Source organism: Flavobacterium panacis (genome assembly GCF_024649945.1).
GTDB classification, from domain to species: Bacteria; Bacteroidota; Bacteroidia; order Flavobacteriales; family Flavobacteriaceae; genus Flavobacterium; species Flavobacterium panacis.
In genome coordinates, this window is record NZ_JANKMS010000003.1 from 176,739 (window position 1) to 191,872 (window position 15,134).

Annotated in this window: 17 protein-coding genes; 9 read left to right on the plus strand and 8 right to left on the minus strand. The window is 33.3% G+C overall.

The genetic code is table 11. The features are described from left to right. The first annotated feature begins 3 nt into the window (after positions 1–3). Positions 4–858, plus strand: a complete 855-nt coding sequence (locus NQQ59_RS08880) for a glycoside hydrolase family 25 protein (protein WP_144217755.1) — start codon at positions 4–6, stop codon at positions 856–858. A gap of 69 nt (positions 859–927) precedes the next feature. Here NQQ59_RS08880 and lptB read toward each other — a convergent pair whose 3' ends face one another. From lptB to NQQ59_RS08900, 4 genes are all read right to left on the minus strand, one after another. Then, positions 928–1,668, minus strand: coding sequence for an LPS export ABC transporter ATP-binding protein (gene lptB / locus NQQ59_RS08885; protein ID WP_029272155.1), 741 nt, complete (start codon positions 1,666–1,668; stop codon positions 928–930). 235 nt (positions 1,669–1,903) lie between these two features. After that, a complete protein-coding gene (locus NQQ59_RS08890) occupies positions 1,904–2,254 on the minus strand; it encodes a carboxymuconolactone decarboxylase family protein (RefSeq protein ID WP_144217757.1) in 351 nt (116 codons plus the stop codon). Then, a complete protein-coding gene (tatC, locus tag NQQ59_RS08895; protein WP_144217759.1) occupies positions 2,247–3,062 on the minus strand; it encodes a twin-arginine translocase subunit TatC in 816 nt (271 codons plus the stop codon). The genes NQQ59_RS08890 and tatC overlap by 8 nt, the downstream gene beginning before the upstream one ends. Further along, on the minus strand, positions 3,062–4,027 hold the full coding sequence (locus NQQ59_RS08900) for a KpsF/GutQ family sugar-phosphate isomerase (RefSeq protein WP_186296621.1): 966 nt from the start codon (positions 4,025–4,027) through the stop codon (positions 3,062–3,064). Before NQQ59_RS08900 ends, tatC begins: the two co-directional genes overlap by 1 nt. Before the next feature lie 86 nt (positions 4,028–4,113). Between NQQ59_RS08900 and recQ the strand changes: the two genes are divergently transcribed. Then, on the plus strand, positions 4,114–6,309 hold the full coding sequence (gene recQ / locus NQQ59_RS08905) for a DNA helicase RecQ (RefSeq protein WP_144217761.1): 2,196 nt from the start codon (positions 4,114–4,116) through the stop codon (positions 6,307–6,309). Positions 6,310–6,429: 120 nt separating this feature from the next. Here the strand turns inward: recQ and NQQ59_RS08910 are convergent, their stop codons facing one another. Continuing rightward, positions 6,430–6,669 (minus strand): hypothetical protein, encoded by a 240-nt coding sequence (locus tag NQQ59_RS08910; RefSeq protein WP_144217763.1) that lies wholly within the window; start codon positions 6,667–6,669, stop codon positions 6,430–6,432. A 426-nt stretch (positions 6,670–7,095) separates the two neighbouring features. Here NQQ59_RS08910 and NQQ59_RS08915 point away from each other — a divergent pair, with 426 nt between their 5' ends. The 3 genes from NQQ59_RS08915 (at position 7,096) to NQQ59_RS08925 (ending at position 10,534) form a co-directional block, all read left to right on the plus strand. After that, the gene (locus tag NQQ59_RS08915) at positions 7,096–8,655 is read left to right on the plus strand and encodes an NAD(P)/FAD-dependent oxidoreductase (protein ID WP_257698176.1); all 1,560 of its coding nucleotides are present in this window, start codon (positions 7,096–7,098) and stop codon (positions 8,653–8,655) included. A gap of 76 nt (positions 8,656–8,731) precedes the next feature. Then, positions 8,732–9,433 (plus strand): SMI1/KNR4 family protein, encoded by a 702-nt coding sequence (locus NQQ59_RS08920; protein ID WP_144217767.1) that lies wholly within the window; start codon positions 8,732–8,734, stop codon positions 9,431–9,433. Between the two features lie 15 nt (positions 9,434–9,448). Then, positions 9,449–10,534 (plus strand): DUF6630 family protein, encoded by a 1,086-nt coding sequence (locus tag NQQ59_RS08925; protein ID WP_144217769.1) that lies wholly within the window; start codon positions 9,449–9,451, stop codon positions 10,532–10,534. Positions 10,535–10,603: 69 nt separating this feature from the next. Here NQQ59_RS08925 and NQQ59_RS08930 read toward each other — a convergent pair whose 3' ends face one another. Continuing rightward, positions 10,604–11,371, minus strand: coding sequence for a hypothetical protein (locus tag NQQ59_RS08930; protein ID WP_144217771.1), 768 nt, complete (start codon positions 11,369–11,371; stop codon positions 10,604–10,606). Between the two features lie 307 nt (positions 11,372–11,678). Between NQQ59_RS08930 and NQQ59_RS08935 the strand changes: the two genes are divergently transcribed. Then, positions 11,679–12,113 (plus strand): META domain-containing protein, encoded by a 435-nt coding sequence (locus tag NQQ59_RS08935; RefSeq protein ID WP_144217773.1) that lies wholly within the window; start codon positions 11,679–11,681, stop codon positions 12,111–12,113. Positions 12,114–12,211: 98 nt separating this feature from the next. On the opposite strand, the gene msrA is transcribed toward NQQ59_RS08935, so the two are convergent. Together msrA and msrB are read right to left on the minus strand one after the other, a co-directional pair. Then, the gene (msrA, locus tag NQQ59_RS08940) at positions 12,212–12,820 is read right to left on the minus strand and encodes a peptide-methionine (S)-S-oxide reductase MsrA (protein WP_144217775.1); all 609 of its coding nucleotides are present in this window, start codon (positions 12,818–12,820) and stop codon (positions 12,212–12,214) included. 6 nt (positions 12,821–12,826) lie between these two features. After that, a complete protein-coding gene (msrB, locus tag NQQ59_RS08945) occupies positions 12,827–13,375 on the minus strand; it encodes a peptide-methionine (R)-S-oxide reductase MsrB (RefSeq protein ID WP_144217777.1) in 549 nt (182 codons plus the stop codon). 321 nt (positions 13,376–13,696) lie between these two features. Here msrB and idi point away from each other — a divergent pair, with 321 nt between their 5' ends. The 3 genes from idi to NQQ59_RS08960 are packed head-to-tail and all read left to right on the plus strand — an operon-like array spanning position 13,697 to position 15,119. Beyond that, positions 13,697–14,224 carry an isopentenyl-diphosphate Delta-isomerase gene (gene idi, locus NQQ59_RS08950; RefSeq protein ID WP_144217779.1) on the plus strand — a complete coding sequence of 176 codons (528 nt, stop codon included), beginning with the start codon at positions 13,697–13,699 and terminating at the stop codon, positions 14,222–14,224. Between the two features lie 22 nt (positions 14,225–14,246). Then, entirely contained in the window at positions 14,247–14,657 is a 411-nt protein-coding gene (locus NQQ59_RS08955; RefSeq protein WP_066033610.1) for a 6-carboxytetrahydropterin synthase, read from the plus strand. Positions 14,658–14,660: 3 nt separating this feature from the next. Beyond that, positions 14,661–15,119, plus strand: coding sequence for a peroxiredoxin (locus NQQ59_RS08960; RefSeq protein WP_144217781.1), 459 nt, complete (start codon positions 14,661–14,663; stop codon positions 15,117–15,119). The last annotated feature ends 15 nt before the right edge of the window (positions 15,120–15,134 follow it).

The window sequence follows — 15,134 nt, forward strand, 5'->3', positions numbered from 1 at the left end:
TTAATGGCAAGAAAAGCAACTTATCGTAAAACATATTCTAGAAAACCGCAAGGAAGATCTTTTCTAAGCAGGCTTTTCCGATCTCTTTTACTAATTTTCTTTGCGCTTTTATTTATTGGTATTGTGTATCATTACCGTAAAGGATTGGCTTATTATTTAGGATTTAAATCAGAAAAAGTTTTAGATGAAGATGAGGTAGACAGACATCTTTCGGATGTGAGGAATATTCGTGTTCTTGAAAATCACAAAGGAAAAGTTGTTGGGTTTGATGTGTCTGAATTTCAGGGAAAAGTAGACTGGGAAGAAGTTGAAATCTTAGATGAAAAATATCCTGTGCAATTTGTTTTTATAAGAGCAACTGCAGGGAATAATTATGTTGACAGACAATTTAAAAGAAATTGGACAGGGGCGAAAGAAAATAAAATAATGCGTGGTGCTTATCATTATTATCGTCCAAACGAAAATTCTATTGAGCAAGCTGATCTTTTTATTAAAACGGTAAAATTGCAAAAAGGAGATCTTCCGCCAGTTTTAGATATTGAAAAATTACCTAAAAATCAACCTTTAGACAGTTTGAAAAAAGGTTTAAAACGTTGGTTGACTAAAGTAGAGAAACATTATCAAGTGCGTCCGATAATTTATTCGGGAGAAAGATATTATTCTGATTTTTTGAAAGAAGAATTCAGTGAATATCTTTTCTGGATTGCCAATTATAATTTCTATAGAGAAAAAATTGAAGACGATTGGCTGTTCTGGCAGTTTACAGAAAAAGCTTCTCTGCCAGGAATCAAACATCGTGTAGATGTGAATATTTACAACGGCGATTTAGAGCAATTGCATTTTATTACAGTGGAATAGAGTTTTCAGTCGCAGTTTTCAGTCTCGGTTTTCAGTATTCACTGAGACCGAAAACCGAGACTGAATACTTTAAAATTCCAATTTCTTTTTACGAAGTTCGAAGTTCTGTCCAAGATAAACACGACGAACCATTTCGTCTTCTACTAATTCTTCTGGAACTCCTGCTTTAAGGATTCCTCCTTCGAACATTAAGTATGTTTTATCGGTAATGGCTAATGTTTCTTGAACGTTGTGATCGGTAATTAAGATTCCGATGTTTTTGTTTTTTAATTGCGCTACAATTCTCTGAATGTCTTCAACAGCAACAGGGTCAACTCCTGCAAAAGGTTCATCCAATAAAATAAACTTTGGATCGGTTGCCAGTGCACGTGCAATTTCAGTACGACGACGCTCACCTCCAGAAAGTAAATCGCCTCGGTTGGTACGAATATGTTCTAAACTGAATTCTTCGATTAAGCTTTCCATTTTAGCAATTTGCTCTTCTTTAGAAAGTTTAGTCAGTTGTAAAACGCTTAGAATATTATCTTCTATGCTTAATTTTCTAAAAACAGAAGCCTCTTGTGCCAAATAACCAATCCCTTGCTGTGCACGTTTGTACATCGGGTAATCGGTTATATTCAAATCATCAAGATAAATGTTTCCCTGATTTGGTTTTACCAATCCCACAATCATATAAAAAGAGGTTGTTTTTCCAGCACCATTTGGACCCAAAAGCCCCACGATTTCTCCTTGATTTACCTCAACAGAAATCCCTTTTACAACACTACGTCCTTTATAGGTTTTGATTAAATTATCGGCTCTTAGCTTCATTTTTTCAATTAGATAATTAGATAATTAGATAATTAGAAAATGAGATAATTGGAAAAACTAACCCAGATTCAACTTTATACTTTAGATTTGAAAGACAAAATAAATTCAAAATAATCAATTCGATAAATCAATTAACAAATTATTTTATTTTCAAAATTTAGAATTTATGCTTTATAATTGAATAATTAGAGGGTTTCGAGAAATTATCTAATTATCAAATTGACACATTTTCTAATTATTTCCCAGCTTCTTCAAGAGCTTCCCAGAATTCGTAGGCTCTTCTTAAATGAGGAATTACAATTGTTCCTCCAACAAGAGTTGCGATTCCCATGGCTTCCATCATTTCTTCTTTAGAAACACCTTCTTTATAACTTGTTTCTAAATGGTATTTTACACAGTCGTCGCATCTTAAAACTGTAGAAGCAACTAAACCTAAAAGTTCTTTTGTTTTTACATCAAGTGCACCTTCCGCGTAAGCGTTAGTGTCGAGATTAAAAATTCGCTTTACAATTTTGTTATTGTCAGCTAATAATTTTTCGTTCATTTTAGAACGATAGTCGTTAAATTCTTGAATGATATCAGACATTTTCTTTTAATTTATTTCTGTAAACAATTTTCGAAATTAAAATACTTACTTCGTAAATAATCAACATCGGAATTGCTACAATGGTTTGGCTTACTACGTCTGGCGGTGTTACAATAGCTGCAATAACCAAAATTAATACTACAGCATATTTCCAATACTTTCTTAAAAATTCAGGAGTTACTAATCCTAGTTTGGTTAAGAAATAAATAGCAATTGGTAATTCGAAAAATATGGCACTACCCAAAATACTTGTTTTTACCATTCCCATATAAGACTCCAACGTAAACTGGTTTTTTACAACATCACTCACAGAGAACGTTGCAACGAAGTTTACCGACATTGGGATTACTACAAAATATCCAAATAATACGCCTAAAAAGAAAAGTAAGGAAGAAACGAAGATGAATAGTTTCGCATTTTTTCTTTCTTTTTCATAAAGTGCTGGACTGATAAATTTCCAGATTTCCCATAAAATATAAGGGAAACTCAAAATAAATCCTGCTAAAAGACACATCCAGACGAAAATATTTACCTGACCTTCCATTTCTGTATTTTGAATAATGAAATTCAGTTCGGTAATACAAATGCTGTCTGCAAACCCTAATGAATGTGATAAGTCGCAAAACCAAACATACGTAAAGAATGTTGGTCGAATTGGACCCAAAATAATTTGATCAAATAAATAATCACTGATAAAATAAGTAACAAATGCCATTATGCATGTTGCAATTGTACTTCTAACTAATAACCATCTTAGTTCTTCAAGATGATCCAAAAATGACATCTCGCCAAGGTTTTTCTTTGCCATTATACGATTCCTTCTTTTAAAATGTCATGTAAGTGTAAAACTCCTTTGTATTCTCCTTCGTCGGCAACAATAAGTTGCGTAATAGAGAAATCTTCCAAAATATTCAATGCATCAACCGCCATAGTTTCTGAAGAAACCATTTTAGGATTTTTAGACATAATATCCCTTGCAGTTAAGTCCGCAATAGTATCTACGTCGTTTAGCATTCTTCGGATGTCTCCATCCGTGATAATTCCGATAATTTTATTGTCTTCAATTACTGCAGTTACACCTAATCTTTTTTCAGAAATTTCGAAAATTGCTTTTTTGATTGAGGTTTCTGGAGTAACAGCTGGTTTTAATGAGTGTTCGATCATGTCTTTTACACGAAGCAAAAGTTTTTTGCCTAAAGCACCTCCCGGGTGATAAACAGCAAAATCTTCTGGTTTAAAATCACGCATTTCCATTAAACAAACTGCCATTGCATCTCCCATAACCAATTGTGCAGTAGTACTGTTAGTTGGAGCTAAATTAATAGGACAAGCTTCCATGTCAACAGTGGTATTTAAAACATAGTCAGAACCTTTTGCTAAAAAGGAAGTGATGTTTCCGGTCATTCCAATCAAAGTGTTCCCGAAACGTTTTAATAGCGGAACCAGAACTTTAATTTCTGGGCTGTTACCACTTTTAGAAATGCATATAATAACATCGTCGTTTTGAATCATTCCTAAATCACCATGAATTGCTTCTGCGGCATGTAAAAACATAGAAGGAGTTCCTGTTGAGTTAAAAGTAGCGACCATTTTTTGTGCAATAATGGCGCTTTTTCCAATTCCCGTAACGATTAAACGGCCTTTAGATTCGTAGATATGCTGAACTGCTTCGTAGAAATTTTCATCCAAAAAATCAATTAGTTTTGTAATTGCTTCACTTTCAGAGAGAATTGTTTTTTTGGCAATTGCCAATATATTTTCTTTTGAGATCAAATCAGAATATTTAAAATTTGTATGTAAAAAAGAAAGTTGTATCTTTATGTGTTGCAAATTTATACAAAATACCATTAATATAGAGAATGAATTCAAACGAAATTGAAATACATAAAGAATTAAAGAAGTATTTCGGCTTTAGCCAATTTAAAGGCTTGCAGGAGCAGGTCATTACGAGTATTTTAAGCGGAAAGAATACTTTTGTAATTATGCCGACAGGTGGTGGAAAGTCTCTTTGTTACCAATTACCTGCTTTAATTCAGGATGGAACAGCAATTGTTGTTTCTCCTTTGATTGCTTTGATGAAAAATCAGGTTGATGCCATTCGAAGTCTTTCTTCTGAAAATGGAATTGCACATGTATTAAACTCTTCTCTTACCAAAACAGAAATTGCTCAGGTTAAAAAAGATATTACATCAGGATTGACCAAGCTTTTATATGTTGCGCCTGAATCTCTTACAAAAGAAGAATATGTCGCTTTTCTGCAGAGCGTTCCACTTTCTTTTGTTGCTATTGATGAAGCGCATTGTATTTCTGAATGGGGTCACGACTTTAGACCAGAATACAGAAACCTAAGACATATTATAAAACAACTGGGGAAAGTACCAATTATAGGGCTTACCGCAACTGCAACGCCAAAAGTTCAGGAAGATATCCTGAAAAATCTTGATATGTCTGATGCAAATACTTTTAAAGCATCATTCAACAGACCGAACTTGTATTATGAAGTTCGTACCAAAACCAAAAATATTGAATCGGATATTATTCGATTTATCAAACAACATAAAGGCAAATCGGGTATTATTTACTGCTTAAGCCGTAAAAAAGTAGAATCGATTGCCGAAGTTTTACAAGTAAACGGAATCAGTGCTGTTCCTTATCACGCTGGTTTAGATGCTAAAACTCGTGCCAAACATCAGGACATGTTTTTGATGGAAGATGTAGATGTAGTTGTAGCAACTATCGCATTCGGAATGGGAATTGATAAACCAGACGTTCGTTTTGTAATTCATCACGATATTCCAAAATCATTAGAAAGTTATTATCAGGAAACCGGTCGTGCAGGACGTGACGGGGGAGAAGGACATTGTTTGGCTTATTACTCTTATAAAGATGTAGAAAAGCTGGAAAAATTTATGTCTGGAAAACCAGTTGCCGAACAAGAGATTGGTTTTGCACTTTTGCAAGAAGTTGTGGCTTACGCCGAAACTTCGATGTCGCGTCGAAAGTTCCTTCTTCATTATTTCGGAGAAGAATTTGACAGCGAAACAGGTGAAGGTGCTGATATGGATGATAACGTTCGTAATCCAAAGCATAAAGTTGAAGCGAAAGAACAAGTTGTTAAATTACTTGAAATTGTTCGTGATACGAAACATATTTATAAGTCAAAAGAAATTGTCTTTACTTTAATTGGTCGTATTAATGCGGTCATTAAAGCGCATAAAACCGATACGCAGCCTTATTTTGGTTCTGGTTCCGGTCATGACGAAAAATATTGGATGGCTTTATTGCGACAAGTTTTAGTTACGGGTTATTTGTCAAAAGATATTGAAACTTACGGAGTCATTAAAATTACTCAGGAAGGTTTAGATTTTATCCAGAATCCAGTTTCGTTTATGATGTCTGAAGATCATGAATACACTGAAGCTGATGACGAAACAATTGTAACTGGCGGAAAATCGTCAGGAACTGCAGATGAAGTTTTAACGGGCATGCTTCGTGAACTTCGTAAAAAAGTCGCTAAAAAACTTGGAGTTCCACCATTTGTGGTTTTCCAAGATCCTTCACTTGAAGATATGGCCTTGAAATATCCGATTACGATACAGGAATTGTATAATATTCACGGTGTAGGGGAAGGAAAAGCTAAAAAATACGGAAGTGAATTTGTGGCTTTAATTGCTCGCTATGTTGAAGATAACGATATTATTCGTCCAGACGATTTGGTTGTGAAATCAACAGGAGTAAATTCAGCAAATAAATTATATATCATTCAGAATATCGACAGAAAATTGTCATTGAACGACATTGCTTCTGCAAAAGGTCTTACTATGGATGCTCTAATTAAAGAAATGGAGCAAATCGTGTATTCTGGAACAAAACTAAACATCAAATATTGGTTAGATGATATTTTAGATGATGATCAACAAGAAGAAATTCACGATTACTTCATGGAATCAGAGTCTGATAAAATCGAAGATGCCCTTAAAGAATTTGACGGCGACTATGATATTGACGAATTACGTTTAATGCGTATTAAGTTTATTAGCGAAGTGGCGAATTAAAAGTTTACAGTCTCGGTTTACAGTCTCAGTTAGTATGAGGCTGTAAACTGTGACTGAAAACCGCGACTTTAAAAGGTCTCAGTAAAAAACTGTAAACTGATACTGAATACTGTGACTGATTTAACCTTCGTAAAGCTCCCCGCGATGCGGTTTCAAAGCATCTCTTACTTGGATCATATTTTCATCGGTTACCACCATAAAAGCTGTAGCGTACATTTCGTCTATGATTTTAAAGCCGGTAATATTTAAAGGTAGTTTTTCAAGTATAATATATTCTTTCAAATGAATTTCGTGATGTTCTGCTGTTTTAGCAGAAGCCGGTCCACGGAAATCCCAAATTAATTTTATTTTTCTAGACATTTTTTTTAAAGGTGCAAAGGTTCAGAGTGACAAAGGTACAAAGTCTTTTTTAAAGGTTCTAAGGTTCTAAGATTCTGAGATGCTAAGGTTCTAAGGTTTTTTCTGTAGAGGCGTACGGTAGTGGCTAAAGTATTGAGTATATTCTTTAAACTAAAAATAATCCCCAAAATCTGCGATATCTGCGAGAGGAAAAATTAATATAATATTTAGCAATAAAAATTTAGGTTTGGTTTTCGTTTATATATTGTAGAGACGCACTGCAGTTCGTCTCTACGATATGCTTTGTGTTGAAAAATCTTCAAAATCTGCTTTGATCTGTTTTAATCTGCGTGCAAATTTTACAGTAAATATAAAATCTCATTTCAAAATACTACTTTTGCATGTTCTTTTCATAGAAAGAAAAGCTAATAGAATAAATACACAAAAATGCCTAAAGAACTTTTACTTCAAGTTACACCAGAAATTGCTGCAAACGAATCATTGCTAAAAGACCATTTGTCTAAGCAGATTAAAGTTTCTGCTCAAGAAATTCAGCACGTTTCAATTTTAAAACGCTCTATTGATGCACGTCAGAAAGCGATTAAAATTAATTTGAAAGTGGTTATTTATTTAAAAGGCGAACCTTTTCAAGAAGCCAAAATTGAGCTTCCTGATTATAAAGATGTTTCAAATGCACAAGAAGTTATTGTGGTTGGAGCAGGTCCAGCAGGTCTTTTTGCTGCTTTGCAATTGGTTGAATTAGGCTTAAAGCCAATTGTGCTTGAACGTGGAAAAGACGTTCGCGGGCGTCGTCGTGACTTGAAAGCAATCAATCGTGAACATATTGTTAACGAAGATTCGAATTATTGTTTTGGTGAAGGAGGAGCAGGAACGTATTCTGACGGAAAACTATATACGCGTTCTAAAAAACGTGGCGATGTCACAAGGATTCTAGAACTTCTGGTTGCTTTTGGAGCTTCTGAAGATATTTTGGTTGAAGCACATCCTCATATCGGAACTAATAAGTTGCCAAAAATCATTGAAGATATTCGAGATAAAATCAGAGAATTTGGTGGTCAGGTTTTATTTGAAACACGAGTAAGTGATATTCTGGTAAAAAATAATGAAGTTGAAGGAATTGTAACGCAGAATGGAGATAAAATTCATGCCAATAAACTGATCTTGGCAACAGGACATTCAGCGCGTGATATTTTTGAGTTATTAGACAAAAAGAAAATTTTAATAGAAGCAAAACCTTTTGCTTTAGGGGTTCGTGCTGAGCATTCGCAAGAATTAATTGATAGCATTCAATATAGCTGTGATTATCGTGGAGAGCATTTGCCTCCAGCGCCATATTCAATTGTGAAACAAGTTAACGGACGCGGGATGTATTCGTTTTGTATGTGTCCAGGAGGTGTAATTGCACCTTGCGCTACAAGTCCGGGTGAAGTGGTTACAAACGGATGGTCGCCATCTAAACGTGATCAATCTACGGCAAATTCAGGAATTGTGGTCGAATTGAAATTAGAAGATTTCAAACCTTTTGCAAAATTCGGAGCTTTGGCTGGAATGGAATTTCAAAAAAGCATCGAACAAAAAGCTTGGCATTTAGCAGGTGAAACTCAAAAAGTTCCAGCACAACGAATGATTGATTTTACAAAGAGTAAAGTTTCAACAGATATTCCGAAAACTTCTTATGTTCCAGGAACAACTTCTGTTGAATTAGGACAGGTTTTTCCAGGATTTTTGACTCAGATTATGCGTCAAGGTTTTCAGGATTTTGGAAAATCAATGAAAGGTTATTTAACCAATGAAGCCATTTTACATGCACCAGAAAGTAGGACCTCATCTCCAGTTAGAATTCCGAGAGATCCTATGACTTTAGAGCATTTGCAAATCAAAGGATTATACCCTTGCGGAGAGGGCGCGGGTTATGCTGGTGGTATCATTTCTGCAGCAATTGATGGTGAAAAATGTGCCCTAATGATTGCGGAGTCCTTGAAATAATTGGCCTCAAGATTTTTCATGTAGTAAAAAGATTGTTATCTTAGTATTCTGATTTTAATAGAATATTCCCCCAAAGATGACAATACAAGAAATCGAAAAAAAATACGGATTTGATTTTCCACTCTTATACAAGCAATTAGATGCTGATGGCATGTTGGATGTTGGAGAATATGGTCCAAATTGGTATACCGATGTTTATCCTACTTTAAAAGACAATCCACCTTTGCTGTTGCATTCTTATGATTTTGAATCGCTGAATTTGAAATCTGTAGCAGAAGAAATCGAAGAACTTCGAGATCCAGAAGATTATCGTAATATATTTCCGGAATTTAAATTTATTCCATTTGCTAAAAGCGGAGGCGGAGATCATTATTGCTTTTTCTTAAATGAAGAAAATAATGGCGATGTGCCAATTGTTTACGTTTGGCACGACATGAATGAGGTCAATTATTTAGCAAAAAATCTTCAAGATTTTATTTTCAAAGTTTTATTGATTGATATGTCTAAGCAAGATATCTATAATGAATTGACTGATGAAGAATTTAGAGAAGACATCGAAGCTGTTTTTAAATCACATAAAAAGTATTTAACCGATCGCCAAAATGCGATTATAGAAGAAATTCTAAAGCGTGACATTATTGATTATGAAATACATGTTTCGCCTAAAATTGTAGAATCGGCGAGAGGATTATTGACGGACTATGAACTAGAATCGATTGTAAATGAGGTGATTCCTTTTGATAAAATGAATCAAAGTTTTAAATATTCTAATGATTAGATTTGATTACTAAATATGAACTTTTTCTCTAATTTGTTCGGACGTAATAATGATCCGAAATCAATAATTTCTTTTGATGTTATTGAGCCAATATATTCTTATCTGTACAATCAACAGTCCAATATTGAATTTAAAGTAAAAGGAATTCAGGAAAATGTAATTGTGAATTTGTTTTATTTTCCAGGTTCTTTGGATCATGAAGAAGGCAATGCTGAAATTAAAAAAGCAGGTTTTAATAACTCTTATGAAGTTTTAAATGAACTTTATAAAAAGATGAATATTGCTACTCTTTCTGATGAAAATATAAAGGAAGGTTTGGAATATGATTTTATACATATTCAATTTTATTCTGAACCAACCGCAGAAGAGAAAAAGTTCTTTAAACGTTCTATTAAAAATTTTGTCCTTTTTTTTTGTTGTACGAATAGTTTAGAAATCAACGATTTTAAAATGTTGTATTCGGGAAGGCATTTTTTCGATTACACAAAAGGATTGCTGGAAAGTGAATTGATAGACCCAAATAATCCAAAAAATGAAAGTGAAGAAATAGGAATTAGAGATTTTAAATTGGTTTTACAGGGAATCAGCCAGTACTTAAATATTGAAATTCCTAAAACAGTCGGGTTTCCTTCAGTTGAAAATTTAGTAGCATTTGAAGAAGTAACAGAAAATACTTTTCAGGAATTTATAAAATTAATTTCCAGAGGAAGTGTAGAACAAAAAGAGCTGAAAAAACAATCCAAAAAGCTATTCAAAAATTTTAATAGACCAGAAGAAGATTATTATGATGTTGTTGAAGAGCATTTTCTACTTTTCGAAAGTATTGATGCTTGGAATAGCGACTGGAAATTTGATCCTGAAGATGCAGAGTATTTTATTTCTGATTTAATTGGAGAAGATTTTACTTTCGATTATCCAGAAGAGACGTACAGTCATGATTTGTTTCCTTATATTCAATCGGCTTTAGAAAAACTAAATTTAGAATTGATGAGTTACAATACAAACGGAGATAACTATTTGTTTTTTGTAGCGAATAAAGAAGATGTTGGTAGGATTTTAGAATTATCAGAATTAACTAAAATTGAAATTGATCAATTGTAGTTTTTAGGTTATAAATAATATCAAAAACAAACCTGTGAATATTGCTTTACAGGTTTTTTTGTAATAATGTCATTTCCACCATTTTATTTTTTCTTTATCTTTTCCAATCTGTACATCAACTTCTGTTTCTCCAGATAATGTCAGGATGTAATATTTCCAGCCTTTATCAAAATATTTTGAATCTGGTGAAAACTCTCCGGCGCCAATATCCAAATCGCCACTTTCAGGAATTCTATAGTCTCCCCAATTGCACTTTTTTGAAATATTGGTTTTGTAACTTGTCCATGTTCCTTTAAATGTATTGTTGCTAAAGTTATCTGAGTAAAACGATAAGGCATCATAATGCAATTTTTTTTTCGGATCTAGTACATAGCCGATCTTCATAGTTCCTTTTATAAAACCAGTTGAGGTAAGTTTTTTATCTTCATTGAAATTAATTTCGCAGGTCGCAAAACCTTGTTTATAGCTAGTAAATTTTGAACTTTTTCCAATGAAAGCTTTTTTGATGGTTAAGGTGCCTTGAAATGGTCTGATTGTTTCTTTGACTTTTGTTTTTCCGTGCACAAAATATTCATAAGGGTTTTTCGGGTTCTGAATTACAGAAATAAAATGGATGAAAAATCGCTGATAGTCGCTGCCAATAAAGCCAATAGGTTCTGCTTTAATGATTTTTTCTTTGTTGTCTTCGATAATTATGCTATCGGAGACTATAATTCTTGAAATGTCAAAATTTTTAATCTCATTATAAAAATTATTGTCGCTTTGTTGAGCTTGTATTTTTACAAAAAATAAGATGAGGAATGTAGAGAATATTGTTGTCCTAAAAATAGTATTCATAAACAGGTTTGATTTTTATTATGGGCTGATAAATTAGAGTTTCCCAAATCGAATATTAGGAAATTTCATATTATTAAAAGTAACTCTTGTTTTTTGATTCCTGCAAATTACAAAAAAAATACAATCGTTTAATTCGGATTTAAGTATTTGATTAATAGTAAAATGAATAAAATAATGTAACTTAGAGATAGAAAATGTCAGCTTATCAAGAAATATTAATCGAAGTAAAAACACAACTGGGCACGAATATTGACAAAGGAATTTTAGTCTTCAAAAAACAAATTATATAATCTTAAAAATACATTTTATGAAAAAATACACACTCGCAGTCGTTTCGGTTTTAACATTATTATTGACTTCATGTATGGCAACAAAAGACAAAAGTTCAGGGAATTTATTTGATACAACTTGGGAATTAGAATATATTTCGGGACCAAGAATAGCTTTTGAAGGATTGTATCCGAATAAAAAACCGCAGATCACTTTTGATCAAAAAGAAACTAAAGTATATGGAAATAATGGTTGCAACGGTTACAGCGCTCCTTATACCTTGAGCGGGAAATCATTGACTTTTGGAGAACCTGGTCCAACTACCATGATGTTCTGTGAAGGCGGAGGAGAACAACAATTTTTACAGCAGATGAAAAAAATTACAAGTTATACTATCGATAAAGATGGAAAGCTGATTTTGAATGAAGGTGACGTAGCAATGATGCGATTCAAAAAAGTAGCTAAACAGTAATTTATGGTTGTTGAACTTTGTTAAAGTTTTAAACTTTGACAAATTTGAAGCTTATAAAAAAGGGGAAATGAATTTTGTCATTTCCCCTTTTTTTATACTTAATGTTTTTTAAGTTTGTCTTTAAAAACCTTTTCAAATTTCTCTAATTTCGGCTGAATTACCATTTTGCAGTAAGGCTGATTCTTATTGTTAGCATAATAATTCTGATGATAATCTTCCGCTTTATAGAAAACTTTAAAAGGTTCTACTTTCGTCACAATCGGATTTTTGTAAACTTTCGCTTTGTTCAATTCTGCAATAATGCTTTCTGCAGCTTTTTTCTGTTCTGCATTTTTATAAAAGATAACAGAACGATATTGTGTTCCAACGTCAGCGCCTTGTCTGTTTAGAGTTGTTGGGTCATGTACGGTGAAAAACACTTTGAAGATTTCATTGATATCGGTCACGGTTTTATCATAAGTAATCTGAACGACTTCGGCATGACCTGTTTCTCCTGTGCAAACTTCCTCATAAGTTGGATTCGGAACAGTTCCCCCAGAAAATCCAGAAACTACCGATTTTACTCCGTTTAAATCTTCATAAACGGCTTCAACGCACCAATAACAACCACCGCCAAGCGTAATCGTTTCTAGATTAGAAGCTTTTTTATTCTGTGAAATTCCCTTTAGCGAAAGCGCCAGAAAACATATTAAAAGTATATTTTTCATAATAGATTATTTAGAATCTGGAATAAAATCAAGAGCAATCGAGTTCATACAATAGCGTTTTCCGGTTGGTTCTGGGCCATCATCAAAAATGTGGCCTAAGTGCCCGCCACAACGTCCACAAAGAGCTTCCGTTCGTTCCATACCAAGTGAATTATCTTCCTTAAAAACAATGCTTTTTTTATTCTCCTGTTCAAAGAAACTTGGCCAACCACAGCTGCTTGAGAATTTTGATGTAGATCGAAAAAGCTTGTTTCCGCAAGAAGCACAATAATAAGTTCCTTTTTCATCGGTATTCCAATACTTTCCAGTAAAAGGTCTTTCGGTGTCGGCTTCGCGCATAACTGCGTAAACATCTTCAGGTAAAACTTTTTTCCATTCAGCATTACTTACGTTTAATTTGGTAGTATCTGTATTAGAATAATATGGATTGTTCGGTTTGCTGATGCTATTTTTTGCAGTAGGTTTTGTGTAATTTTTATTGTTTTGTCCACACGCCTGTAAAATAAAAAGCGGAATTAAAAAACAAAGACTGAGAAATTGGGTTTTAGATTTCATAAACAAATAGTGGATTTTGTAGTAAATCAGTACTTAGGATTTTTGAATTTATCAATCAAAGATACGCTGAGATTTATCTAGAAATACTGGGTTTGAAATAATTGAGATTTTTTTAAGTGTGTTTTAACTTTTTATTAGTTACGTAAATAAGGACAATCCAGTTTTTATGTCTTAATTTTAACAGCTTTTAATTTTTAACGTGATTTATATTGTTGTAAATCAGAAAAATAGAAAATGAGTTAAGATTTGGATTTTTTACAATTATAATTAGGATTTTTAAGCCATTTCTTTTTTCGTATTTTTGTTTGCTTAAGAAGACTTATGACAGAAGAAAACGTAATATTAGTTAATCAAAACGATGAGCAGATTGGCTTAATGCCAAAATTGGAAGCACATGAAAAAGCGCTTTTGCATAGAGCATTTTCAGTTTTTGTTTTGAACGAGCAAAATGAAATCATGCTGCAACAGCGAGCGCATCAGAAATATCATTCTCCTTTGTTGTGGACAAATACTTGTTGCAGTCACCAACGAGAAGGTGAAACCAATATAGAAGCGGGAAGCAGAAGATTATTTGAAGAAATGGGTTTTAAAACAGACTTAAAAGAGCTGTTTCACTTTATCTACAAAGCACCTTTTGACAATGGATTGACAGAACATGAATTGGATCATGTAATGATTGGATATTATAATGATGCTCCAGAAATCAATACCGAAGAAGTGGAAGATTGGAAATGGATGAAAATTGAAGATGTAAAAGCAGATATCGAGAAACAGCCCGAAATATATACGGTTTGGTTTAAAATAATTTTTGATGAATTTTATCATTATTTAGAAGATCATAAACTTTAATCCAAACGAACCAAAAGCCTAAATGAGAGTAACCATATCAAGAAAAGCACATTTTAATGCTGCACATCGACTACATCGAAAGGATTGGTCATTTGAAAAAAACGATGCTGTTTTTGGAAAATGCAATAATCCTAACTTTCACGGTCATAATTATGGTTTAACAGTAAGTGTTACAGGAAAAATTGACCCCGAAACTGGTTTTGTTTTAGATGTGAAAGTATTAGCGGATATTATACGAGAAGAAGTAGAAATTCCGTTTGATCACAAAAATCTAAATCTGGATGTTCCAGAATTTGCAGATTTGAATCCGACTGCAGAAAATATTGCTGTTGTGATATGGAATAAAATTAGACAACGAATTCATGCCGACTTTGATTTGGAAGTGGTGCTGAACGAAACGGAACGCAATTTTGTAACTTATAAAGGAGAATAAAAAATGTCATTAAAAATAGGAGATATTGTTCCGAATTTTACTGCGAAAGACAACAATGGAGAACTTTTTGAAAGCCAAAGTGTTTTAGGAAGAAAGCCACTGGTTATTTATTTTTATCCAAAAGATAATACACCTGGCTGTACAACTGAAGCTTGCAGTTTTCGGGATCAATACGAAGATTTTAAAGATTTGGGAGCTGAGGTAATCGGAATTAGTAGTGATAGTGTCAAATCACATCACAAATTTGCTGCTAAATATCAATTGCCTTTTATTTTGCTGTCAGATCAGGATAAAAGATTACGAAAGCTTTTTGGTGTCCGAAACAATTTGTTCGGATTATTACCAGGACGCGTAACTTATATTATCGATAAAAATGGTTTGGTGATTTCGATATTTGACAGTGTAAACGCTGCGAAACACATACCTAAAGCCTTAGAAATCGTTAAGGAATTAGTATTATAAATATAGTATCAGAAT